This window comes from Azospirillum soli, assembly GCF_017876165.1.
Lineage (GTDB): Bacteria > Pseudomonadota > Alphaproteobacteria > Azospirillales > Azospirillaceae > Azospirillum > Azospirillum soli.
Map to the genome: position 1 here is coordinate 1 of NZ_JAGINQ010000028.1, position 24,555 is coordinate 24,555.

At 66.2% G+C, this 24,555-nt stretch carries 17 protein-coding genes and 2 pseudogenes; 11 read left to right on the forward strand and 8 right to left on the reverse strand.

What is annotated here, in order from left to right:
* Positions 1-694: transposase (locus J2852_RS27295; protein ID WP_246500026.1), on the reverse strand; the 694-nt coding region annotated here is incomplete at its 3' end.
* Between the two features lie 149 nt (positions 695-843).
* Positions 844-2,238 (reverse strand): tetratricopeptide repeat protein, encoded by a 1,395-nt coding sequence (locus J2852_RS27300; protein WP_209881793.1) that lies wholly within the window; start codon positions 2,236-2,238, stop codon positions 844-846.
* Positions 2,239-2,447: 209 nt separating this feature from the next.
* Here J2852_RS27300 and J2852_RS27305 point away from each other — a divergent pair, with 209 nt between their 5' ends.
* Positions 2,448-3,050 carry a GNAT family N-acetyltransferase gene (locus J2852_RS27305; protein WP_209881795.1) on the forward strand — a complete coding sequence of 201 codons (603 nt, stop codon included), beginning with the start codon at positions 2,448-2,450 and terminating at the stop codon, positions 3,048-3,050.
* A gap of 234 nt (positions 3,051-3,284) precedes the next feature.
* Here J2852_RS27305 and J2852_RS27310 read toward each other — a convergent pair whose 3' ends face one another.
* Positions 3,285-7,079 carry an ATP-binding protein gene (locus J2852_RS27310; protein WP_209881797.1) on the reverse strand — a complete coding sequence of 1,265 codons (3,795 nt, stop codon included), beginning with the start codon at positions 7,077-7,079 and terminating at the stop codon, positions 3,285-3,287.
* Positions 7,080-7,983: 904 nt separating this feature from the next.
* Entirely contained in the window at positions 7,984-9,216 is a 1,233-nt protein-coding gene (locus tag J2852_RS27315) for a benzoate/H(+) symporter BenE family transporter (RefSeq protein WP_209881799.1), read from the reverse strand.
* 112 nt (positions 9,217-9,328) lie between these two features.
* Here J2852_RS27315 and pdxR point away from each other — a divergent pair, with 112 nt between their 5' ends.
* Complete coding sequence (pdxR, locus tag J2852_RS27320; protein WP_209881801.1) at positions 9,329-10,816, forward strand: MocR-like pyridoxine biosynthesis transcription factor PdxR; 1,488 nt, start codon at positions 9,329-9,331, stop codon at positions 10,814-10,816.
* A 206-nt stretch (positions 10,817-11,022) separates the two neighbouring features.
* A pseudogene (locus J2852_RS32435) lies at positions 11,023-11,127 on the forward strand (integrase core domain-containing protein); the annotation flags it as partial.
* 262 nt (positions 11,128-11,389) lie between these two features.
* Here the strand turns inward: J2852_RS32435 and J2852_RS27330 are convergent.
* The 3 genes from J2852_RS27330 to J2852_RS27340 are packed head-to-tail and all read right to left on the reverse strand — an operon-like array spanning position 11,390 to position 13,296.
* Complete coding sequence (locus J2852_RS27330; RefSeq protein ID WP_209881805.1) at positions 11,390-12,148, reverse strand: class I SAM-dependent methyltransferase; 759 nt, start codon at positions 12,146-12,148, stop codon at positions 11,390-11,392.
* Positions 12,149-12,150: 2 nt separating this feature from the next.
* Complete coding sequence (locus J2852_RS27335) at positions 12,151-12,450, reverse strand: hypothetical protein (RefSeq protein WP_209881807.1); 300 nt, start codon at positions 12,448-12,450, stop codon at positions 12,151-12,153.
* Between the two features lie 48 nt (positions 12,451-12,498).
* Positions 12,499-13,296, reverse strand: coding sequence for a GntR family transcriptional regulator (locus tag J2852_RS27340; RefSeq protein ID WP_209881808.1), 798 nt, complete (start codon positions 13,294-13,296; stop codon positions 12,499-12,501).
* A 608-nt stretch (positions 13,297-13,904) separates the two neighbouring features.
* Between J2852_RS27340 and J2852_RS27345 the strand changes: the two genes are divergently transcribed.
* The 7 genes from J2852_RS27345 (at position 13,905) to J2852_RS27375 (ending at position 23,670) form a co-directional block, all read left to right on the forward strand.
* Entirely contained in the window at positions 13,905-15,359 is a 1,455-nt protein-coding gene (locus J2852_RS27345) for an NAD-dependent succinate-semialdehyde dehydrogenase (protein WP_209881809.1), read from the forward strand.
* Between the two features lie 26 nt (positions 15,360-15,385).
* Positions 15,386-16,831, forward strand: coding sequence for a Rieske 2Fe-2S domain-containing protein (locus J2852_RS27350; RefSeq protein ID WP_209881810.1), 1,446 nt, complete (start codon positions 15,386-15,388; stop codon positions 16,829-16,831).
* Between the two features lie 17 nt (positions 16,832-16,848).
* Positions 16,849-17,802 (forward strand): PDR/VanB family oxidoreductase, encoded by a 954-nt coding sequence (locus tag J2852_RS27355; RefSeq protein WP_209881811.1) that lies wholly within the window; start codon positions 16,849-16,851, stop codon positions 17,800-17,802.
* Between the two features lie 17 nt (positions 17,803-17,819).
* The gene (locus J2852_RS27360; RefSeq protein ID WP_209881812.1) at positions 17,820-19,505 is read left to right on the forward strand and encodes a GMC family oxidoreductase; all 1,686 of its coding nucleotides are present in this window, start codon (positions 17,820-17,822) and stop codon (positions 19,503-19,505) included.
* Between the two features lie 88 nt (positions 19,506-19,593).
* On the forward strand, positions 19,594-21,051 hold the full coding sequence (locus J2852_RS27365) for a sulfatase family protein (RefSeq protein ID WP_209881814.1): 1,458 nt from the start codon (positions 19,594-19,596) through the stop codon (positions 21,049-21,051).
* A 440-nt stretch (positions 21,052-21,491) separates the two neighbouring features.
* Positions 21,492-22,808, forward strand: a complete 1,317-nt coding sequence (locus J2852_RS27370; protein ID WP_209881816.1) for an MFS transporter — start codon at positions 21,492-21,494, stop codon at positions 22,806-22,808.
* Between the two features lie 148 nt (positions 22,809-22,956).
* The gene (locus tag J2852_RS27375; RefSeq protein ID WP_209881818.1) at positions 22,957-23,670 is read left to right on the forward strand and encodes a DUF2270 domain-containing protein; all 714 of its coding nucleotides are present in this window, start codon (positions 22,957-22,959) and stop codon (positions 23,668-23,670) included.
* A 106-nt stretch (positions 23,671-23,776) separates the two neighbouring features.
* Here J2852_RS27375 and J2852_RS32440 read toward each other — a convergent pair.
* Positions 23,777-24,199, reverse strand: a pseudogene (locus tag J2852_RS32440) (IS701 family transposase); the annotation flags it as partial.
* 59 nt (positions 24,200-24,258) lie between these two features.
* On the opposite strand from J2852_RS32440, the gene J2852_RS27385 reads away from it, so the two are divergent.
* Complete coding sequence (locus tag J2852_RS27385) at positions 24,259-24,441, forward strand: hypothetical protein (protein WP_343206835.1); 183 nt, start codon at positions 24,259-24,261, stop codon at positions 24,439-24,441.
* The last annotated feature ends 114 nt before the right edge of the window (positions 24,442-24,555 follow it).

Consider the following 24,555-nt stretch of genomic DNA (forward strand, 5'->3'; position numbering starts at 1 on the left):
AGATGGCCGTTATCTTCGGCGACCGGTTCGCAAGGGCGATGAACGCCTGAAACTGAAATCCGCCCCGCCGAGCACGAAATTCCGGATACTCCCGACGAATGGGCTTCACTTCGCTGGCGGAGCCCCACGCGGCCTCGTCCAGCGTGTCGAGATACTCCCGGACCGAGCGGCGGGTCGCCGCCATCGCCTCCCAGTCGACCGCATCCGATCCCGCCGCCGAGCGCTGCTTGTTCGCGTCGGCCCGGATCAGGCTGGCATCGACCGCGAAGCCGTCACCTCCGACCAGCCCGGCCTCCAGGCAGCGCTGCACCGTCGTTTCGAACAGCTTGCGCAGGAGATCGCTGTCGCGAAACCGGCCGTGACGGTTCTTGGAAAAGGTCGAGTGATCCGGCACGTCGCCTTCCAGGCCGAGCCGGCAGAACCAGCGGTAGGCGAGGTTCAGATGCACCTCCTCGCACAGCCGGCGCTCCGAGCGGATGCCGAAGCAGTACCCGATGATGAGCATCCGGATCATCAGTTCCGGATCAATCGAAGGGCGTCCGATCACGCTGTAGAAGGGTTGCAGATGGGCGCGGATGCCGGACAGGTCGACGAACCGGTCAATCGAGCGAAGCAGGTGGTTCGACGGGACGTGGCGCTCGAGGCTGAACTCATAGAACAGCGCCTCCTGCATCACCGTCCGCTCGCCCATCATCGCTGCGCCCTCCTCTGCTCAGGAAGACTGAATCAGGACTTCACGCCGCCGGCAACCCCCGACTTTTTCAACACTATCCGCCAGACGCGGACGTCGGGTCGGCCGGAGGTCCGGAGACGGAACTCCCATCTCCGGACACGTCCGCGGCATCAGCCTTCCACGATGGCGCAGTCTTGGAAAAGCACGCTCCCCAGCCGTCCGGCGCCGGTCCGGCCGCTGGCCATCCCGACCGCCCGCGCCGTCAGCGTGCGGTTGGCCGGGCTGGAGGGCTTCAGGTCGGTGCGTTCGGCGACCAGCGCCTGGGCGAGCGGCGCGTTGCCGCCGCGGATCGCCGCCTCGACCAGCGTCAGGTCGATGAGGTCGCGCTGCGCGTGGCTGCCGCCGAAGCGGTGGGCGCGGGTGCGCACCGTGTACAGCAGGTCGGCCGCCGTCCGGTAATCGCCCCGGCCGAACGCCAGCAAGGCCCGGCACACCGGCACCCCGACCTCGCGCGCCATCATGGCGCCGGTGCCCCGGCCCCGTTGCGCCGCCGCCTCCTGGGCGGCGAGAGCGCGTTCCGCCGCGTCGTCGCGGCCATCGCCCACGAAGGCCATCATGGCGTGCGCGTCGTTGAAGGCGTAGTAGCCGTCGGCCGCCGTCCGCTCCCAGGAATCGGCGACGTTGCGCCAGCGGTCGCCCACATCGACGCCGCGCAGGTGCAGGCGCCAGAGCATGGCGGAGGCGTCCACAAGCTCCAGCGCCATCGACGCCGGGTTCGGCCGGACCTGCGCGTCGTAGAGCGCCAGCACCCGGTCTGTCTCCCCCCGCTCCAGATGGTAGAGCGCCAGGTGCCACCAGTTGTGGAAGGAGAAGGCGTTGTTGTCCGCCCACTGCGCCTTCCGGCTCTCCAGCCACTCCACGCCCTCGCTGACCCGGCCCTGCATCTCCATCACGTGCGCCACGGCGTGGATCGCCCACGGGTCCCGCTGGTTGAGGGCGAGCGCGCGGCGCCCGGCCTCCTCGGCGCGGTCGTAGAGGTTGTTCTGCTCCAGCCCGAAGGCGTGCATCCCCAGCACATGGCCAAAGCCCGGCACCCCCTCGTCCCAGTGCGGCAGCACCTGCGCCACGCGGTCGCGCAGCATGCGGGACTCGCCCAGGAAGAAATCGGTCTGGTGCCCGATCTGGAGCGCCAGGATGTCGCGCGGGTGCTCCTGCACGATCCGGCCGTAGAGGGCGGCGGCGCGCTCCAGGTCGCCCTCCATCCAGGCGCGGGCGGCGGCCATGTGGGCGCGTTCGCGGTCGTTGGCCCCGGCCGACAGGGCCTCCGCCGCCTCGACGCTGCGGCGCAGGTCGGGCTGGACCGCGGCCTCGTTGCAGGTGGCGTAGACGCCCGCCTTGAAGCAGTGGCCCATCACGAAGCCCGGATCCTCCTCCAGCGCCTCGTCGATGACGGCGATGAAGTCGAGGTAGTACCCGTTCAGCAGCTCCACGGCGGCGTCGAAGCGGTCCAGCGCGCTCTGGCTGCGGGTGGACACGGCCAGCCCGCGGGTGTCGTGCAGCGTCATGGTCTCTCTCCCTGAAGGACGTTGCGATGGGCACCTTTCTGACGCAGCGGCGTGATGCGCGCGTGAAACCGGCGGGGAGCGGAGCGTGAAAATGCGTTTTCCGGCCTCGGCGACGCATTTTCACGCCCGCTTCACGGGCGCGCACACGCCGGGCTGACGGGTGGGCCGGCAGGAAGGGGGCGTTGCAACCGCCGAACGGAGAACCCGCCATGCCGACCGACACCACCGCACCGGCCGCCGCCTTCACCCTGCGCCCCGCGCGCCGCGACGACAGCCGGCGCATCGCCGAACTGATCCGCATGGCCGCGGACGGCGTCGCCGACTACATCTGGAGCACGCTCGCCGCCCCCGGAGAAGACCTGCTCGACGTCGGCGCGCGGCGCTACGCCCGTGACGGCGTGGGGTTCGGCTACCGCAACGCCGTCCTGGCCGAGCATGACGACGCGGTGATCGGATTCACGCTCGCCTTCGCCATGCCGCCGCGCGCGGACGCGACGGCGGAGCCGGAGGCCGATCCCATCCTGCGCCCCTACGCGGAGCTGGAGGTCCCCGGCAGCCTGTACATCGCCGGAATCGGCGTACAGGAGGGGTTCCGCCGGCACGGCGTCGCCACCCGCCTGCTGGCGGCCGCCCGCGCGCGGGCACGGGCGGAGGCGCTGGACGGCATGAGCGCCATCGTCTTCGCGGCGAACACGGCCTCGCGCCGCCTCTTCCAGGGCCAGGGCTTCGCCGTGATCGACCGCCGCGCCGTGGTCCCGCACCCCATGATCCGCCACACCGGCGAGGCGCTGCTGTACCACGCGCACTCCTGAGGCCACTCTGCCACATCCGAGGAGAGCGATTTCTAAAGCCCTTCTCCCCTTGAGGGAGAAGGGTTGGGATGAGGGGTTTTCGCCGCAGGCGAAGATGCACATCGGACTCTTTTCCGGCCTGCCGGCCGTAACGCCCCCTCACCCCAACCCCTCTCCCGCGAGGGGAGAGGGGCTACCTGCAACCGGCAAGCCGCTCTCGGGAGATCGGAATGGCAGAGTGGTGTTAAGGGCGGGTCACCCGCGCAGCGCCGCCTCCAGCCGTGCGACGGGCGGGACGTAGCCGGCGTCCCGGCACTCCTCCAGCACGCGAACCAGCGCGGCGCGGGCCTCCTCGTCGCGCCGGCCGCCGCCCCAGGCGGCGAGCGCCCGGCCCCGCGCCGCGAACAGCGTGCACCAGGGCAGCGGCTCCGCACCGGCGTAGGCCTCCAGCGCGCCGGCGTACCGTTCGGCCAGCGCCCAGTCGGCGAGGTCCAGCGCGGTGTCGATGGCCTCGCGGTAGAATTGCAGGTGGTTGTGCCCGACACTGCCGCCGGCCAGCAGCCCTTCCCCCTCGTCGAGCGCCGCGCGGCGGGCGGCCGGATCGTCGCAACACAGCGCCAGTTCCGCCAGAATGGAAGGCCCGATGTAGCCCGGCCCGGTCTCGTGGGCGATCTCCATCGCCCGATGCAGCCGCGCGCAGGCGGATTCCGGATTGCCGGCGGCGCGTTCCAGCCTCGCCTCAAACAGCAGGTGCTCCGCCTCGAAGCGGTGCGCGCCCAACTGCTGCGTCAGCGCCCGCGCGCGGGCCAGATGGTCGCGCCCGGCGTCCTCCTCGCCCAGTTCGAGCAGCACCTCGTAGGCGCAGATGTGCGACAGCAGCTCGGCCCGGCGGTGGCCGATGGCCTGCGCCGCGCGCGCTCCCGCGCGGGCATCCCCGGCGGCGCCGTGCAGGTTGTTGAGGTACAGGCGCGTGATCGCGACCATGTAGAGGTTCGACACCTCGACCCGCCGCAACCCCTGCTGCCGCGCCAGCGCGACGCAGCGGGCGAAGTGCTCGTGCGCCGTCGCCATGCGTCCATGGGCGTAGTGCGCGTCGCCGAGCCCGCCCAGCGCGGCCGTCTCCAGGTCCGCGGCGCCGGCCTGCCGCGCCCAGTCGAGCGCCGCCCGATGCTCGCGCAGGCAGCCCTCCAGGTCGCCCCGGGGGAAGCACAGGTTGCCGCGCATGTGGTGGATGCGCGCCCGGTCGGCCAGCAGCCCGGCCGCGACCGCCGCCTCCTCCGCCTCGGCGAGCGTCGCCATGGCACCGTCCAGGTCCTCGGTCACCCGCTTGGCCGCAGCCAGCCCGAGGCAGGCGCGGGAGCGTTCCGCGTGGTCGGTGGCCAGGGCGCGGGCCTCGGCGAAAGCCTCCGCCGCCCGGTGCACCTCGCCCAGGGACTCCAACAGCTCGGCCCGCAGGCAGGCGAGCGCGAAGCGCTCCGGCGGCGTGGCGGCCAGCTCCAGCCCCCGGTCCGCCAGCCCCATGGCCCGTTCGAAGCGGAAATCGGCGGCGCAGGCTTCGGCCGCCCGGCGGTAGGCTGCGGCGGCGCCCGGATCCTCGGCCCGGTCGAGGTGTTCGGCGTGCCGGACCGGATCGCGCGCCGCGTACCAGCTGGCCGCTTGCCGGTGCAGGTCCGTGCGCTGGGAGCGGAGCAGCGCCCCGTACACCGCCTCCTGCACCAGGGCGTGGGCGAACAGGAACTCCCTGCCGTCGGGGCCATCGGGGCGGACCAGCGCCTGCCCGATCAGGGGCGCGCAGCCGTAGCCGGGATCGCCGATCATGTGCCGCAAGGCGTCCAGGGCGAAGCGCTGGCCGAGGACGGACGCCGCCTGGAGAGCCCGCCGGTCGCGCGGCGCCAGCGCGTCGGTGCGGGTCAGGACGATGCCGTGGATGGTGCCGGGCACCGTCGCCTCGTCCTCCCGGCTGCGCAGCAGCTGTTCCAGGAACAGCGGGTTGCCGCCGGCCCGCGCCACGCAGCGCTCGGCGTACGGGTCGCCCGCGTCGGCGTAGTGGCCGGCGAGCGTCAGCGCCTCCGCGCGGCGCAGCGGCGCCAGATCGAGGGTCAGCACCGGCCCCCCGGCCACTTGGGTGCGCCACTCCGCCCCCAGCGGATCGCCCTGAACACGCGTGGACAGCGTCAACACCGCCGGGCAATCGGCCACGACCCCCGCCAGCATCGCCAGATAGGACAGCACCTGCGCGTCGGCCCAGTGGACATCCTCCACGACCAGCAACACGGGCTGCTCGGCGCTGCGGGCCCGCACGAGGTCGGCCATGGTGTCGCGCCGACCGCGGTCGCGCGCGGGATGGTCCAGCGCCTCGTACGTACGGCGCAGCTCCGGCGGCTGAGGCTGGTCGATCAGCGGGGGCAGGTGCAGCCGCGCGCCTTCGGGCAGGCGCCCTTCGGCGAACAGCCGGTCCAACTCGGCCGGCGAGCCGGCAAGGCCGCGCATCAGCGCCCGCAGAGCGTCCTGGCCGCGCCCGACGCCGACGCCGACCACCGCCCCGGCGGCGCAGCGCACGCCCTGGGACACCGCGACGCTCTTGAACTCCTCGATCAGGCGGCTCTTGCCGATGCCGGGTTCGCCGCGCAGCTGAATCGTGGTCCCGCCGCCGGTTTCACGGCAGGCGGCGAGCGCCGCGCCGAACTGCCGCAATTCCGCCTGCCGCCCGACCAGCGGGCGCTGCGGCAGAACCACGTCGACGTTGTGCAGGCCGGTCAGGCGCCAGACCGCGCGGCCGTCGCCGGCCGTGGCGGCCGGCTGCACGCCGATGCGCTCGCCCAGCGCCCCGCGCACCCCGTCGCACACCAGCGTCTCGCCCGGCGCGGCCAGCGCGGCGAGACGCGGCGCGTCGTGCATGGCCCGGCCGGTGACGGCGTGCCCGCCGGCCCCATCCACCACGACCATGCCGCAAGCCACCCCCGTGCGTGCGGTCACAGGGTACTCTCTGACCGAGTGCTCTTTGGTCGCGTCGCCGAGGCTGGCATGTATCTCCAGGGCCGCGCGCACGGCGCGCCAGGGTTCGTCGCCGAAGGCTCGCCGCACCCCGAACGCGGCAAGTGCGGTGTCTCCGGCGTGCCGCAGCGTCTCCCCGCCATAATCCGCGACGATGCCGCCGATGCGGTCGAACAGCCCGGTGGTGAAGGCGTGTGCGTCCTCCGGGTCGAGCGCGGCGCCGACCCGCTCCATCCCGGCCAGGGACACGCAGAGAATGGTTCCATGCCGTACCTCCGGCCCTGGGACCTCCGGAGCTGGAATCTCCGGTGCGGGCGTTTCCGGGGAGGGCGGCGCTTTGGGCTGCCCCTCCGGCAAGGGCTCCGCCGACGGCATGCCGGCGGGGGCTTGCTCCTCCTTCCGGTTGCGGGCGTGGCGGCGCTCACGGATGGCGCGGTACACGCGCTCGGTTTCCGGCTCGGGCAAGACACCGAGTTCCTGCTCCAGCATGGCGCGGCAGGCTTGGTATTGCTTCAGCGCGACCGTGTGCCGCCCCTGGCGGGCATAGAGCTGCATCAGCGCGCGGTGGGCCGGCTCCTGAAGGGGATCGAGCGCCAGCAGGCGCAACGCGGTGCGTACACCGGCCTCCGTCGCGCCGGCCGCCAGCGCCTGATCGAGCCGCCGCGCCATGGCGCTCAGCGCCATCTCGCGCAGGCGCTGCCGCTCGACCATCAACCAGCTTTCGAAGATGTCCGCGTTCAGCAACAGGCCCTCGAATAGGTCCCCACGGTAGAGCGTGGCGGCCCGGTCCAGGGCATCCGGCGTCCCCTCGGCGATAGCCTGTTCGAACGCCACCGCGTCGGTTTCCATGGCGCCGGGGATCAGCGCCACCAGTTCCCCCTCCACGCGCAGGACCGGGGCGCCCTCGTCGGGAAAGGTTCGGCGCAGGGTGGCGATCACCTGACGTAGGCTGCTGCGGGCCTGGGCATCGGAGCTGTCCCCCCACAGGAGGCCGGCGAGCTTTTCGCGGGATTGCGCCTGATCCGGACGCAGGGCCAGATACGCCAGCAGGCCCATGGCCTTCCTGACTGTCAACGGAAACGGCGTGCCCGCCGGCGTTCGGAGGTCGAACCCGCCAAAGAGGTTGAGTCTCCAAGCTCCCATTGCTGTCCCGTGCTTGGCGCTGGAGCCGCGTAGGAGCCAATTTTGCCACTCGAACGTTTTGCGCCCAAACGGATTTCGCGTTCATATCCGCCTGCGCTCATCCGAGAGGAGATGCGTCGGGATTCCTTTGCCGCAGCGGCAAGCACAGGTCATGGCGGCAAAGCCGACGATCTCACCGTTTGGTAAGGGGCAAAGTCGTCAGTGTGGATGCCGCAGAAGGGGAGGGGCCTCTCTACCGCTTGCCGAGGCAGCGAGGGCGATTGCTAACGATGACCGGCCTTGGCGCGCCGAAAGCCTCTGTACGACTGCTCGAGCGGTGCCACACACGGGTTGGCGGAACGGATGCGGATCGAGGTACCCGGGGTGTTCGGCGACTACGGTGGAGTTTGACCTGTCGTGGTCTGCCGGACGCCATGACGCTGTACCGGAAAAGGACGGGCGGCGTTGCACGGTGCAAGACGTCAGCCGTTGTTGGCCTCCTTCGACGGGTTCATGCTCCGCCGCCGCTCCCTGAGGTTCGTCTTCCAGGGCTTCAACCTGCTGGCCCGCACCAGCGCGTTGCCAGCGTTCGCGCTATCGTCGCCGACCCCGCAGTCCTGCTGGCTGACGAGCCGACTGGCAACCTCGACACTCGGATGAGCCTGGAAATTATGGACCTGCTAATGCGGTTGAACCATGAACAAGGCATCACGGTCATTATGATCACGCATGAACCGGACATGGCCGCCTTCGCAGCCCCCGCTAGCAACACTCCTGCTCAACTAAAGGCGGCATCCCGGCCGGCACCAACTGGGATGCCCCTCCTACAAACAACCTCTTATTCCGCAGGGCTCTCGTTGATCGCGGGCTCGACGAGACGCCGGCGGGGCAGCCTGCCGTTCAGGACCACGTAGGCGACAAGACCGATCACCAAGCCCCAGAACGCGCCACCGATCCCAAGCATGGTGATGTTTGCAGCCGAGGCGAGAAACGTGATCAGCGCGGCTTCGCGCGACAATGGGTCAGCCATGGCCCCGGTGAGGCTGCCGCCGATGGTGCCGAGCAATGCAAGACCGGCCAGCGTGGTGATGAAGGTCGCCGGGAACGCCATGAAGACGGCCGCCAGCGTCACGCCGAACACACCCACCAAGACGTAGAAGATGCCTGCCGCGATGCCGGCAACCCACCGCTTGGACGGATCCTCATGCGCTTCGCGCCCCGTGGCAATGGCTGCCGTGATGGCGGCAATGTTAAAGGCGTGCGAGCCAAACGGGGCCATGATGAGCGAACCGAGGCCTGTCATGGTTACGATGGGGTTAGCGCTCGTCTTGAAGCCGTCGTTTCGCAGTACAAGCATGCCCGGCATGTATTGACCGGTTAGCGTGATGAGAAAGAGCGGCAGGGCCACGCTGAGGGCCGCATTCAAAGAGAACTCGGGCATTGTGAAGACCGGCATGGCAGGCTTGAACTGGAGGCCAGACAGATCGACGCGGCCCTGCACCAGCAGAAAGGCAAGGCCGATGACCAATATGCCCACGACGGCATAGCGCGCAGAAAGGCGCTTAAGCAAGACATAGGCAGTGATCAGGAGGCCGACCAGGACAGGGTCAATACTCGCGCCGCCAAAGGCTCCGATGCCGAACTGCAGCAGGATGCCCGCAAGCAAGCCCGAAGCGATGCCGGGTGGGATCCGTCGGATAAGCGTTTCGAAGCATCCCGAAACCCCAAGCGCGACAAAGGCGGCTGCAGACAGAATATAGGCCCCGACCGCCTCCGGATAGGAGGTGTTGGCGAGCGCCGTCACCAAGAAAGCGGCGGCCGGCGTCGACCAAGCGGTGATGATGGGTTCGCGGTAGCGCCAGCTCAGGACGAGGCCGGTCAGGCCGACGCCGATGGACACCGACCAGACCCAGGAAGCCGTGAGCTCAGGGCTGAGGCCGGCAACACGCGCGGCCTGAAACACCAGGATGAACGTGCCTCCATAATTGACGATGACCGAGATCAGGCCGGCGACGACGGGATGGGTAAGATCATTCAGTCTGAAGGCGGTGGATCGCGAGTTGGGCCGCATGGTCGTGTCGATCTCCTGAACGAGCGGGCGCAAAGGCCGAAAACATGCCTTGACTTCTAGCCGGGCAATGGACCGATTGTTCCCGCCAATTCACGCGAGGGGACCAGACCAATTGCTCAAGCATTCCCAACTTGAATCCGTGCAGGCCTGGATAGCCCATCCCGCCCACGCGGGGATGCCGTTGCGCGCCCGGATACAACGAGCAATCCGCCAGTTGATCCTCGACGGCGTGCTTGGGCCGGGCAAACCGTTGCCAGCCACCAGAGGACTTGCCAAGTCGCTTGGCGTGTCTCGCGATACGATCGAGGCGGCCTACACGCAGCTTCATGCCGAAGGGTTCATCGAGCGGCGTGTCGGCAGCGGAAGCTTCGTGGCCGAGATCACGGAGTTCCAGCCGGGACAACGCAGATCACGGCGTGATGCGATGATGGGCCACCAGGCGCCGAACCTCAGCGGGCGGGGAGCCACCATGTTCCGCGATGGTGGCGTGCGCGGAATCCTGGTCCCGCGGCCGTTCACGCACGGAATACCGGAAACACGGGGGTTTCCGCTGCAATTATGGGAGCGGCTGAATCGGCAGGTTTTGAAGCATTACGGGACGAAAGCCCTTCTGCACGGTGACCCGCAAGGCTGCAAACCGCTGAGAAGGGCAATTGCCGACTATGTCAACCTCGAGCGCGGCGCCCGTGCCACAGCTGATCGTATCCTTGTTCTCACAAGCTCGCAGCAGGCGATGAGCTTGTGCGCAACGATGCTGCTCGACGCCGGGGACCGGATCTTTATCGAAGACCCGGCATACCACGGTGCGCGCAGGGCGTTCGACGCGGCGGGGTTGGAGAGCGTGCCTGTTCGGGTGGATCGGCAAGGCATCGTGGTGGAGCAGATCATCGGCGATCCTCGAGGCGCCAAGGCGGTTTTTCTGACGCCTTCGCACCAGTTTCCGACAGGCGCAAAATTGGCGCTGGATCGCCGTCTCGCTCTGATCGAGTGGGCGGCCCGCAACCAGACTTGGCTCATCGAAGACGACTACGACAGCGAGTTCCATTATTCGGGCAAGCCAACAGCCTGCGTTCAGGGGTTGGATCCGCATGATCGGACGATCTACATCGGCACCTTCACCAAGTCCCTTTTTCCGAGTCTGCGGATCGGCTATCTCATTCTTCCGCCCCAGTTGGTGGAGCCCATGACCGTGGCACGCACGGTGCTTGACGGGCATACAGCCCAGATCACGCAGCTGACGCTGGCTTGGTTTATGGAAGGCGGCCATTTCGGGGCCCATATCCGTGCTATGCGGGCGATCTACGCCGAGCGTCTGAAGGCATTGGCTAGGCTCGTGGAGAAACATCTTTCCCCGTTTGTGGAGGCCCGTGTACCGATCGGCGGCTTGCAAATGCCGTGCGTCTTGACCTGCAACATCTCCGAACGCGCCGCAATCGAGGCCGCTCGACGGGTTGGCATCGAGCTGTTTGGGCTGTCTGCGCTTCACGCTTCAGGTGAGGCCGAAACCGGCTTTCTTATGGGCTTTGCCGCCTATACCCCCGAGGAGATCGAGGTTGCCGTCAAGGCATTGGCCAATGCGCTCGGCTCGATCCCTCGGTAAGCGTCGTCTGACGGATGCCTTGGAGAGATAGCCGTCGGTGAACTGATAGGTTTCGTCAGGATTCGCACCGGTTCTGTCTTCCGAGCCCGCCCGCGGGAGCTGGCGGCCGAGCGGCGCCGGTTCTGCTATCGACGTTTTTGACTTCTCAGCGGCGCCTTGATCGACGGCCGCGCTTCCGCATCCTGACGGTGGTGGACGATTTCACGCGCAAATGCCTCAACGAGACGCTGTTCACAGCGCTCTCCCATGCCTGTGCCGTCCTGCAAGCGTGGCGAAATGACTACAACCACGTCCCACCGCACTCCGGTCTCATACGGCCGGCGCATGAATGGTTCATGGTCGGCCGGCCGTATGCCCCTCTCGCACATGGCTGCGCCATGTGCTGCCGGGTTTGAACCGAAGGCGTTTGATGAAAGCCATCAAACGCCTTCGATATCAGTGGCGCCACGCCGATCGACGTCCGTTCAGGGCATTACGTGAAAGGACTCCCACTCTGAGCAGAGAAAATTTGGGAGCAGAGAAAATTTGGGGAGCAGGTCAAAAGCGTTCCTCTGATCTCGTCGCCTTTGGCTATCAGGACCGCTGCCCTTCAAAGGTGATCATCCAATCCTCGCAGGTTGGTACGCGCCCGTGCTCATGGCTTCCCGAGATGACGATGTCACCGAATCCAGCGGCCTTGAGAACCAGTGCGAATTCGTTGACACCCCACCAGCGAAGAGTGAATACCTCAAGCTGGGTCTCGATGAGGCGGCTGTCACGCCATCGCTCATAACGCAAATGCGATACCTTCCGCTGGGCAACATGGTCGATGCTGGCTTGCTGGGCCTGCAAGGTGATGAGGTCACCGTCCTCGGTCGGCCAGCTTCGGACCCCGGCGCTGTCGCCGAAAAAGTCGCTGAGGGGGTCGAGGTCCACGATCAACCGGCCTCCGGGCAGGAGGTGATCGTGAAAGCGCCGGAGGACCAACAGCGCCTCGGCAAAATCTCCGATCAGCTGGAAGGTACCGAGCGGCATGATGATCGCGTCGAACTTGTACTCGTAAGCGAAGTCCTGAAATCGCATCAGCTCAAGGCGGGGTGACAGGCCGTGCTTCCGGCAAGAGGTGCGGCAGCGCTCGAGCATGTCCTCGGAAGCGTCGAAACCCTCGACGGGCAAGCCGGCCTCAAGGAGCGGGATCAGCAGGCGCCCAGTGCCGACGCCAGGCTCCAGGATGCGCCCACGACATTCCGACAATCGGCTGCGGTAGAACTCGATCTCCTTGCCGAATACGCGGCCCACAGGCTTGTCGAGGTCATAGACGAGAGCAGCCAGACGGCCGTAACGATTGTTCATGCTCACCCCTGAATGTTGATGAGATCTGGAGAGCCTGTTTGACTAGGCGGGCGGATCAACCTCTCGGCTGTAGGCCCTGAGGCACGGTTGAAGGCAGCAATCTGACCGGCATCGTCGGCTGCGACCTCAGCCTGCTCCAGGTTTCTGGTCAGGCGGCGATAGCGGTTGGTTTGGGTGGCGAAGGTCGCCTCAATGATCCAACGGATGGGCAGCGGGATAACGCCGGTATTTTGTGGGGGCTTGCTGGAAACCTGCACGTCCACTCCTCCTGTGGCGACCAACAGGCGCAAGACAATTTCCATCAAACAGGCTTTGAAACCCGTCAGGACGAGCTCGTTACGAACAGCTTTTCAGAAGGAAGGATCGAAGGACGGGGTTCCGTCCGTCAGCCGGAGAGCGCGGGTTGTCGGGGGAATGAAGAATTCCTGATAATACAAGCAGGTGTCGCGGCCCGCGCGGGCGACCGCCTGGACCAGCATTCCGGTGGTTCCGTCCTTGACGCCGATATTGCCGGCCGCTTCCGGATCAAGGACGGCCACGCGCACATCCTGCACGACCTGCGTGATCGGCAGGTGGCACTCCTGCATGATGAGCGCTCGGAAATTTGCCCCGTCCAGATTCTGGAGAGGGCCGGTCGCGAGCGGCTTCAACAGCCCGGGATCGGCGAAGAAGCGGCTGTAGACGGTGAATTCGTTGTTGATGTTGATGAGCCGGTCGATCTTGAGAAGCCCACCCGATGGCCGGCCGAGATGCTTCGTCCAAGGGCCGGGTTCCGCGATCGTCCGGCGGGCCAGGGTCTTGGAATAGATCGGGAGAACACCGTCCCCGGAATCGTCCAGAAATCGGCAATGCCACGGAGCTTCCACCTGTTTGCGGTTTTCGGCGACAAAGCTGCCGAGACCATGCCGCCGCACCAGGATGCCCTCCTCGGCGAGGTCGCGGAGCGCGCGTTGCACCGTGCCCAGGCTGAAGCGCGTGATTTCCGCGAACTCAAGTTCCGTGGGCAGCTTGTCACCCGGCTTCCAATAACCCGACTTTATCGCTTCGAGCAGCATTTCGCGCAGCTGTGCGTACTTCGGCAACCCGCGGGTGCCGACATGACCGAACCGCTCGTTGAAATTGATCGTGGGGCTATCGTTTACGGTCAAGATCCTGTCTCCAATGCGCAGCCCGTCCGCTGTCCAGCGATGTTGGGATCGTCACCCCTTTCGGCCGTCGTATCGTGCTCGGTCGTCAGGCCGGCAGACCATGCGGACGGACCGGATCTGCCGCCGTCATGAGAATGACAGAAGGGCGGGCCGACCAATCTCACGGGACACCGGCCTCATGAAAACGTTGCAACTCCGCGTCGGATTGTCCGTTTGGGTTGCGACGCCTCACCGCTATCCCAAAGAGCTATATAACTCCTTAGCTCCAAAGTCAATTGATGGCTGTGGCCCCATGCGGGGGAAGGCGGAAAATCACGGCTGATTCTAGCGCTGGCGCTTGGTGCCGAAGCCGGCGGCCCATCACACCGCTGCGGAAACAGTGCGCAGGACAAGCCTGGAATTGTTCGGCCGGAAAACTGCTTGACGCATGTCCTATATAGCACTATAGCTCTGATGGTCGGGAGGGCGCGAGCGAACTGCTCCAAAGCGAAGGGCAGGACGGAACGGGCCGGTCACCGATCAGGCAGGGCGATCCCAAAAACCGGCGTCTCCGCGTGCGCGGCCGATCGCCGAAGCCTTGCTGGCCCTCGGGAAGGAGACAAAAATCAATGCGCACGACCGCATACCCAAAGTCGTTGGCGCTGTTCGTCGCCGGCGAATGGCGCGGCGCCGCCGGGCGGGATCTGCTGCCGGTCATCAACCCGGCCACTGGTGGTGAACTGGCGCGGCTGCCGGTCGCGACCGACGCCGACATCGACGAAGCGGTGCGCGCGGCGGAGGACGCCTTTGTGGCGTGGTCGCAGACCAGCGCGTGGGACCGTGCCGCCATCCTCCGCCAAGCCGCCGCGCTGATCGAGGAGCGGCGCGCCACGCTGGCCGCCATTCTCACGCTGGAAAACGGCAAGCCGCTGGCCGACTCCCACGGTGAACTCGACCGGGTCATCGACAGCATCACCTACTGCGCCGAAGAGGCCAAGCGCTCCTACGGACGCATCCTGCCGCCGCGCTCCCGCCTGCTGACGCAAGCCACGGTCAAGCGTCCGGTCGGCCCGGTGGCGGCCTTTGCGCCGTGGAACTTCCCAGCTTTCCTCGCGGCGCGGAAAATTGCCGCCGCGCTGGCCGTCGGCTGCACCATCGTTCTCAAGCCGGCCGAGGAAACACCGGCCATCTGCATCGAACTGGTCCGTGCCTTCGTCGACGCCGGGGTCCCGGCCGGCGCGCTCAACCTCCTGTTCGGCGTGCCGGCACGGATTTCCGAGCGTGTGATCGCCGCGCCGGCCATCCGCAAGATCACCTTCACCGGCTCGGTCGGGGTCGGCCGCCTGCTGGCGACCCAGGCGGCGCGGCACCTGAAACCGGTGACGATGGAACTCGGCGGACACGCCCCCGTGGTGGTGTTCGACGACGTCGACGTCGAACCGGTGGCGCGGGCCTGTGCGGCGTTCAAATTCCGCAACGCCGGCCAAGTGTGCCTGTCGCCGAGCCGCTTCTACGTGCACGCCAGCATAGCGCCGGCCTTCATCGAGCGCCTCTCCGCCTTGGCGCAATCCCTGCGCGTCGGCGACGGCATGGCGCCGGACACGCAAATGGGGCCGTTGAACAACGAACGGCGCCTGCACGCCGCCGAGCGTCTGGTCGAGGACGCCCGCCAGCGCGGCGCGCGGGTGGAGACCGGCGGGGAGCGCGTCGGCCGCGAAGGCTTCTTCTTCGCGCCCACGGTGCTGAGCCGCGTCGCCGAGGCGTCGAGCATCATGACCGAGGAACCGTTCTGCCCGGTCGCGCCGGTCCTGACCTTCGAGGATCTCGACGAGGTCATTGCGCGCGCCAACGGCGTGGACGTCGGGCTCGCCGCCTACGCCTTCACCAATCGGCTGGACCGGGCCGCGGAGTTCGCGGAGCGCATCGAGGCCGGCTGGATCGGCATCAACAGCTTCACCCCTTCGCTGGCCGACGCGCCGATCGGCGGTCTGAAGGACAGCGGGCTGGGGTACGAGGGCGGCCCGGAAGGGCTCGACGCCTACCTGCACACCCGCTTCATCAGCCAGTCAAACACCGTGGTGTGAACACCACGCATCGGAAAGGAAACGCCATGAACTCTTCCGTGAACAATGCTCCGGCCACCGCCCAACAGCCCGCCCGCTACGGCGGCTACTTCAAGCGCGACGTGCCGGCTCCCGACCTGGAGCTGACCAGCACCAACGCCGGCACGCCGATGGGCGAATACATGCGCCTCTTCTGGCAGCCGGTGTGCCTGTCGCAGGAACTGACCGACGTGCCCAAGGCGATCCGCATCATGGGCGAGGATCTGGTCGCCTTCCGCGACAAGAGCGGCGCCGTGGGCGTGCTGCACCGCCACTGTTCCCACCGCGGCGCCTCGCTGGAATATGGCGTGATCGCCGAGCACGGCATCCGCTGCTGCTATCACGGCTGGCACTACGCCGTGGACGGCAGCCTGCTCGACGCGCCCTGCGAGTCCGATGCCACGCGCCTGAAGCAGACCGTCTGCCAGGGCGCCTACCCGGCCTTCGAGCGCGATGGGCTGGTGTTCGCCTACATGGGGCCGCCGGACAAGAAGCCGCCCTTCCCCGAGTTCGACACCTATTCGCTGCCGAAGGGCACGAAGCTGGTTCCCTTCTCGAACATCTACCCCTGCAATTGGCTGCAGGTGTTCGAGAACATCATGGACCACATGCACACCGCGGTGTTGCACAACCACATGACCGTGGACGGCGTGGACGAGGCGACGGCCGAGGGCGTCACGCTCGAAGGATTCGGCGACATGCCGATCATGCAATGGGAGGCGACGCGCAACGGCAACGGCATCGTGTTCATCGCCGGCCGCCGCCTGCCGGACGACAAGGTGTGGATCCGCATCACCGAGATGATCTTCCCCAACTACCTGCAGATCGGCTCCCTCGTGCCGACCGCGGCACGCGAACGGCATTCGACCTCGGGCTGCACGCGCTGGAACGTGCCGGTCGATGACACCAACATGATCATATTCGGCTATCGCCATTTCAACGATGAGGTCGATCCGGACGGACTGGGCTGCGCCGAGGACTGCGGCGTCGACAAGATCGACTTTCTCGTCGGCCAGACCGGCAACCGCACCTACGAGGAAGGCCAGCGCGCGCCGGGCGACTGGGAAGCCCTGGTCAGCCAGCGGCCAATCGCGATCCACGCGCTCGAACATCCGGGGACGTCGGACGTGGGCGTGTACATGTGCCGGAAGCTGCTGCGCGACGCCGTGCGTGGCAAGACCGCGCCGGATCCGCTCTACGCAACCCTGTCCGCCGAAGGCGAGAGCCTGCCGCTGTACGCGCAGGACACGGTGCTTCACGTGCCGGAGCTGCCGGCGGACGTGGACCGCAAGCAAATCATGGAGCTGGGCAAGCGCGTGTTCGAAATCATGCGCTCGGCGGATGCCCTACCGGCCAACGAGCGGGACGCCCACGTGCGGCGGCAGCTGGACCTCATCGACGGTGGTCTTGACGGCGCCCCGGCGCCCCGGTCCACGAGTTCCGCCCTCGCCTGACCGTGAAGGAAGCCGACATGCTGACGTTGCGCGTTCGTTCCATCACTTATGAAGCCGAAGGCATCCTCTCCTTCGAACTGGTCGATCCGGAAGGCCGGGAGCTGCCGGCGTTTGATGCGGGCGCGCATCTCGATGTCCACGTCCCGGGCGGAATGACACGGCGCTATTCGCTGTGTGATCCGCCCTGGGAGCGGGATCACTACCGCATCGCCGTTCTCGACGCTCCGGACGGGAGGGGCGGATCGCGGGCCATGCACCAGCGGGTTCGCGCCGGCGACCTGCTCGACGTGTCCGGGCCGCACAACTTCTTCCCGCTGGCGGCTGGGGCGCGCCATTCGGTGTTGCTTGCGGGGGGCATCGGCATCACGCCCATCCTGGCGATGATGGAGCAGCTGCGTCGGACCGGACAAAGCTTCGAACTGCACTACTGCACCCGGACGCGCGAGCGGTCGGCCTTCGCCGATCGTCTCGCCTCGGAGGTCGCCGACGGCCGTGCGCGCCTGCACCACGACGGCGGCGATCCCCGGAACGGGCTGGACATCGCCGGCCTGCTGCGGTCTCCCCGCGAGGGCACGCACCTGTACTACTGCGGCCCGCCCGGCTTCATGAAGGCGGCGCAGGAGGCGGCCGCCCACTGGCCGCCGGAAACAGTACATTTCGAACATTTCGGTGCCATCCCGCCGTCGGCCGGTTCCGCCGCCACGGCGGGGGACGGCGGCGAGGTGGTTCTCGAACGGTCCGGGCGGAGGATCCCCGTGGGGCCGGCCCAGACCATCCTTCAGGCGGTGCGCGAGGCGGGGATCGACTACCCGTCCTCCTGCGAGGCCGGCATGTGCCGCACCTGCGAAGTCCGCTACGTCGGCGGCCGTCCCGAGCACAACGACTTCGTGCTCAGCGAGGAGGAGCGCCAGACTCACGTCCTGATCTGCTGCGCGCGGGTCGGTGACGGCGCCCTGGTGCTGGACCTGTGAACAAGAAGGGGCACGACATGCGCATATTCGACTACATCGTCGTCGGGGCCGGATCGGCCGGCTGCGCGCTGGCGGCGCGGCTGGCCGAGGACGGCACCAGCCGCGTGCTGTTGCTGGAGGCCGGCATCCCCGACCGCAAGATGTGGATTCACATCCCCATCGGCTACGGCAAGACGATGTTCGACCCCCAGGTCAACTGGCAATTCCATTCCGAGCCCGAGCCGCATTTGAGCGGGCGAAGGATCTACCAGCCGCGCGGCCGCACGCTCGGCGGTTCCAGCTCGATCAACGGTCTGGTCTACATTCGCGGGCAGGCGGAGGATTTCGACGCGTGGCAGGCGCTGGGGAACGACGGGTGGGGGTGGCGCGACATCCTTCCCTACTTCAAACGTTCCGAAGGCAACGAGCGCGGGGAAAGCGATTATCATGGTGGCCACGGCCCCCTGCGGGTGTCCGACATCCGAGGGCGCCACGAGCTGGTGGAAGCCTTCATCGGCGGTGCCGCCGAGTTGGGCATTCCACGGACCGATGATTTCAACGGTGCCCGCCAGGAGGGCGCCGGATATTTTCAGCTGACGACGCACAACGGCCTGCGCTGCTCGGCCGCGAAAGCGTATCTGCGCCCGTTGCGCGGACGCGACAACCTCGCCGTCGAGACGGAGGCGCAGGCCACCGGCATTATCTTCGAAGGCAAGCGGGCCGTGGGCGTGCGCTACCTCCGTGGCGATCAGCCCATGGAAGCCCGCGTGAACCGGGAGGTCATCCTCAGCGCCGGGGCCTTCCAGTCGCCGCAGCTGCTTCTGCTGTCGGGCATCGGGGACGCGGAAGAGCTGGGAGCCAAGGGCATTCCCGTCGTCCATCACCGGCCAGAGGTGGGGCGCAATCTGCAGGACCATTTGCAGGCACGGCTCATCTACCGCTGCACCCGGCCGATCACCACCAACGACGATCTGCGCACGCTGTGGGGCCAGGCGAAAATCGGCATGCGCTGGATCGTCCGCAAGGAAGGGCCGGTCGCGGCCGGCATCCAGCTCGGCGGGATGTTCGCGAAGGCCTGCCCCGGGGTGGAGAGGCCGGACATCCAGTTCCACTTCGGCACCATCAGCGCCGACATGACGGCGGGCAAGCCGCATGATTTCTCCGGCTTCACCATGTCGGTGTGTCAGCTTCGCCCGACCAGCCGTGGCGCGGTGACGCTGCGCTCGTCCAGCCCGCTCGATCCGCCGGCCTTCCGGTTCAACTATCTGGCCACCGACGAGGACCGGGCCACCATGCTGGCCGGCGTGCGGCTGGCCCGCCGCATCGCCGCGTCGCGTTCGCTGTCGCCCTACATCGAGTCGGAATACCGCCCCGGTCCCGGCGTGGCCTCCGACGATGAAACATTGGCCTTCCTGCGCGACTACGCGACCACGATCTTCCACCCGGTGGGCACGTGCCGCATGGGGGCCGACGCCGACGCGGTGGTCGATCCGCAACTGAGGGTGCGCGGCGTGACCGGCCTGCGCGTGGCCGACGCCTCGATCATGCCGCTGCTGCTGTCCGGCAACACCAACGCCGGAGCCATGGTGATCGGCGAGAAGGCGGCGGACATGATCCGCGCCGACGCCCGTGCCGACGCCGCCGACAGCGCTTCCGCCAGCCTGGCTCGCTCCATCGTCCGTTCGGCGCCCAACGCGGACATCGGCGTGGCTGCCAATTCCTGAAACGGGACGGTTTCGCCCGCCAGTCGTGAACCAAAGGGGCGCGGAGCGAAGACCTCCGGTCCCAGCCAATCGAATCACAGGAGTCCTCATGGAAACCGAACCGCAGAATCTCGTCATCATCATGTCGGACGAGCATTCGTCGAAGGCCTTGGGCTGCTATGGCCATGAAATCGTCAAGACGCCGAATCTCGATGCCTTGGCCGCGTCCGGAACGCGATTTTCGTCGGCCTACTGCACCAGCCCGGTGTGCATTCCCGCCCGCGCATCCTTCGCCGTCGGCAAATACATCCACGAGATCGGTTACTGGGACAACGCCGACGCCTATGACGGGGCGATCCCCAGCTGGCATCACAAGCTGCGCGAACGCGGGCACGAGGTCGTGTCGATCGGCAAGCTGCACTTCCGCCAGCCGGAGGAGGATCACGGCTTCAGCCAGGAAATCGTCCCGATGCACATCATCGAGGGCAAGGGGGACCTGATGGGGCTGGTGCGCAGCGAGCTTCCGGTTCGCAAGGGCGCGTACAAGATGGCCGGCTACGCAGGCCCCGGCGAAAGCCAGTACACCTTCTATGACCGCGAAATCGCGGCGCGCGCGCAGATCTGGTTGCGCGAGGCAGCCCGGCGGCGTCCGGAAAAGCCGTGGGTCCTGTTCGTCTCCTTCGTGTGCCCGCATTTCCCGCTGACCGCCCCGCCCGAGCATTACTACCGCTACTACGAACAGGACTTGCCGCTGCCCAAGCTGTATGAAAAGCCGGAGCGGCCCGATCACCCCTACCTCAGGGATTATCGCAGCAGCTTCAACTACGACGATTACTTCGACCGGGAAACGGTGAAGAAGGCGATCGCCGGCTATTACGGGCTGTGCTCCTTCCTCGACGAAAACGTTGGTAAAATCGTCAACACGCTGGACGACACCGGCCTCTCGGGCAACACCAGGATCGTCTACACCGCGGACCATGGCGACAACCTCGGCACGCGGGGCCTGTGGGGCAAGTCCACGCTGTTCGAGGAGGCTGCCGGCGTGCCGCTGATCATCGCCGGGAAGGACGTGCCGAAGGGCAGCGTAATCGACACGCCGGCGAGCCACGTGGACGTGTATCCATTCATCTTGGACGCGGTCGGCAACCGGGAACCGGCATTGCGCGACGGCTTCCCCGGAACGTCCCTGTTTGACCTCGCGGGGGGCAAAGACCCGGACCGCAACGTGATGGCGGAATACCATGGCATGGGTTCGACGACCGGTGCCTTCATGATCCGGCACGGTCGTTTCAAGTACATCCACTACATCGACTATCCCGCCCAGCTGTTCGACCTCCACACCGATCCGGAGGAAATCACCGATCTGGCGACGGAGCCGCGTTACGGCTTGGTGCTGGAGGAATGCCGCCAGCGTCTTTATGCCATCTGCGACCCGGTTGAGGTCGATCGCCGCGCCAGGGCCCGCCAAGCCCAGTTGCTGGAGGAACATGGCGGTCGCCACGCGGTGATCGAGCGCGGCGACTTGGGTTTCTCACCGGCACCGGGGGCCGTGCACCGCTTCGACTGAGCGGATGGTGATGTCGCGGCCTGCGGCCCTATCGGCCGGATCGTCAGTATCGGAAACTGCTTGACGGAATAACTATATAGCACTATAGCTATGACAAGCCGCTTCCGATGACTGTCGCATAAGGGGGGCACCGGGCTCGCAACCTTGCCGGAGTTGGCCCGGCGCTCTCGCCGGGCCGAATTTGCGAGTGCGTCAAAGGACCGCCCTTGAGAATAAGGCGTTGGGCGAGCGGGCTTGCCTTCGACCCAATCCCTTCAAGGTGATCGGAAGAGGCAAGGCGTCCACAACAAAAGATGAAGCCGGTCTTGTCGGGACGTTTTCGGCCGAAGCGCCGATCTCTCGAAAATGACAGGGGCAAGATGCAATGGCGCTTTCTTGCCCCACGCCACTCGCGCGAAGCGAGCTAAAAATCATAGCCAAAATGCCCAGGGAGGGTAGAGATGTCGCACATTCGAAGTACAAATCTTCGCGGCTGGCTAATCACATTGGCTTTGGCACTGTTTATGGTCATCAACTTCATGGACAAGGCGATCTTGGGAATCGTCGCCAAGTCGCTCATGGAGGAGCTGCACATATCGCCGTCGGAATTCGGCATGATCGCCAGCAGCTTTTTCCTGCTGTTCTCCATATCGGCGGTCGGCTTTGGTTTCGTTGCCAACCGGGTATCCTCGAAAACCATCCTGCTCGTGTTGGCGGCCATCTGGGGAATTTCCCAGTTTCCGCTTGCGTTCACCGCCTCGGTCCCCTTGCTGTATGCGTCCCGCATCCTCCTCGGCGCCGGAGAAGGTCCTGCTTATCCGCTCGCCCTGCACGCCTGCTACAAGTGGTTTCCGAACGACCGGCGCAATCTGCCATCGGCCGTCATCTTCCAAGGCGTGACCGCTGGGCTGCTGATCTCCGGTCCGCTCCTGACCTACATCGTGGTCCGTTGGAGCTGGCACGCCGCCTTCTTGGCCCTGGGTATCGCCAGCCTTGTCTGGATGGTTCTGTGGATGATTGTCGGTGCCGAAGGCCAGGTGACGAGCGACGATTCCAAGCTGACCAAAGGCGAAGCGGTCTCCTACGTGCCTTATTGGACGCTTCTGACCGATGGAACATTCCTTGGGAACATGGCTCTCTACTGGACCACGTATTGGATTTTCTCGATCATGTTCACGTGGACGCCTTCGTATCTCAGCACGGTTCTGAATTTTGGAGCCACTGAGACCGGCTGGATGTTCATGGTCTTCACAGCGTTCAACATTCCGATCGTGCTGATCGGCTCCTGGCTGTCCGAGAGGATGCTGAAAAGCGGCGTGGCGTCGGCCCGCGCCCGCGCGTGGCTGAGCTGCGGCTTCGTGGCGCTGGGCGGTGCGTTCATATTCCTGTCCGTCTACGGTGTCGAGGAACCTCTTCTGAAAGTGATTTTCCTGGCGGCGGGCTGCAATTTTCCGCAGATCACCTTTGTCCTGAGTTCGGCCATCGTCGGCGAGATCGTGCCGGATTCCCAAAGGCCCAGCATGATGTCCATCAACAGCGCGCTTGCCACCACGGGCGGGTTGATTGCTCCGGCGCTGATGGGAACCTTCATCCAAAGCGGGGCCACCCACGCCGTGGGCTACGACAATGGCTTCGCGGTTGCCGGCGTCCTGGCCATCGTCACCGCCGTCGTCGGCCTTCTGATCATCAACCCGGAGGCCAGCCGGCGCCGCTTCGCAGCACGTGCCAAGCCCCTGGCGGCGGCCCGGCCCGACTATCAGGCCGCGTTGCTCAAGTAGAGTGGCGGCGGGCCAGCCATTCGGCCTTGGCCCGCCGCCCCGATCCACCATCCTGTAGCGTTCCGAACAGGGCCGCGGGCGTCATGCCCGCACTGGCTTTCTCCTTCGGTCTGTCCCATCGGAGGAGTGCGTTGCAACAGAGGCTGTAATGAGAGCTGACATCGATCAGGATCGGATACTTGTTTCTGTGCCCCCGGCCTTGCCGCGAAGCTCCGTAGAATTCGTGAACCTTTTTGTCCACTTCTATCGGGGAGAAATGGGGCGCGGCCTGAGCTGGCGCGATCGTATCGACCGGACGACGAACTGGGCCATCACCGTGGTGGCGGGCATGCTGTCGTTTTCGCTTTCCACGCCGAACGCGCACCATAGCGTTCTGATCTTCGCCATGATGCTGGCCGGCTTCATGCTGGTCATCGAAGCACGCCGCTACCGGTTCTTTGATTTTTACCGCAACAGAATCCGCAGGCTTGAGCGCAATTACTACGCAGCCGTCTTTTCCCCCGACGGCGTCCTCGATCCCGACTGGGGACGTGGGCTAGCCGAAGAACTCCGCAATCCGGAATTCTCGATCGGCTTCGGGCAGGCCGTGTCGCGACGCCTGCGGCGCACCTATGTCTGGATCTTCCTTATCATCCTGATCGCATGGCTGTTGAAGATTTCCTCCATCCATCTTCAAGCGACCGCGGGTCGGCTGACCTTCATCCATTCATTTCAGGAGATCCTGGCGAACGCCGACATCGGTCCCATTCCGGGCTGGGTTGTCATATCGGGCGTGGCGCTGTTCTACGCCTTGCTTATCGGCGCGACCCTGAAGTTCGAACCTGCTAAAGGGGAACGGGCTTTCGGCGACGTGTATGTTTAGCATTACAATTGCGCCCTGCGTCTGTGGGCCTCGTTGGTGATGGTCTGATGGCATCGCCTCCAGGCGGACTGTGCGATCACTACGGCCGGTTCGATCCGTCGCTGAGCTAAGCGGTTGGCAACGCGACGGATCTCCTGCATCGGCCACCGGACCATAGGCAGAGAACTTTCCTTGCTGTTTTTGGAGCGCGGCGAGCACATCGGCCTTGTGACGGACCATTGTGACGGACCACCAAGAGCAACGCGAAGGCGATTATCACCAGCGAGACGTGCCGACGCCAGCCATGCCAGCTCCGCGTCTCGTTGTGGTCCAGCCCGAGTTCATTCTTTGCCGTCTCAAAAGCGTCCTCGAGCGCCTATCTTCGCCCCTCGACCCGCACCAACGTTTCCACAGAGGTGCCTTCGGGGCACCCGGTCGTGAACAAAGCCAACTCGCCATCGGCAGGACGATGCCGGATCAGCAGGCCCCGCGTCCAGGAGCCCAAGCTGGGCGGCGCCCCGACATACTCCGGGTCGAGATCGGCCAGTTCCAGTTAGCAACCGCAATCGGGCAATCCTGCACTCCATCGTCGAAATCGCCCGGCACATCATTACCGAATTGATTGCCGAGCAGATCGAGACGGACGAGCAACTCCACTGTCTGCGCCAGCTTGGCATCCGCTGTGGGCAGGGCTATCTGTTCGGCAAACCGGCGGCGGATTTGCCCAGTGCCGAGTGCCCGGCAGCCGGTCGCCCGATGTGGCGAACCGGGAAGCGTGAGACGTGGGAATGAAAACCGGCAAACCCGGCATGGTTCATGGACGTTTCGAAGCACGGTCCTGGCCGGACCGCGTACGGATTATTCCGTTTGGCGGATGGCGGGAGGGTGCGGTCATCCTTTAGGTGA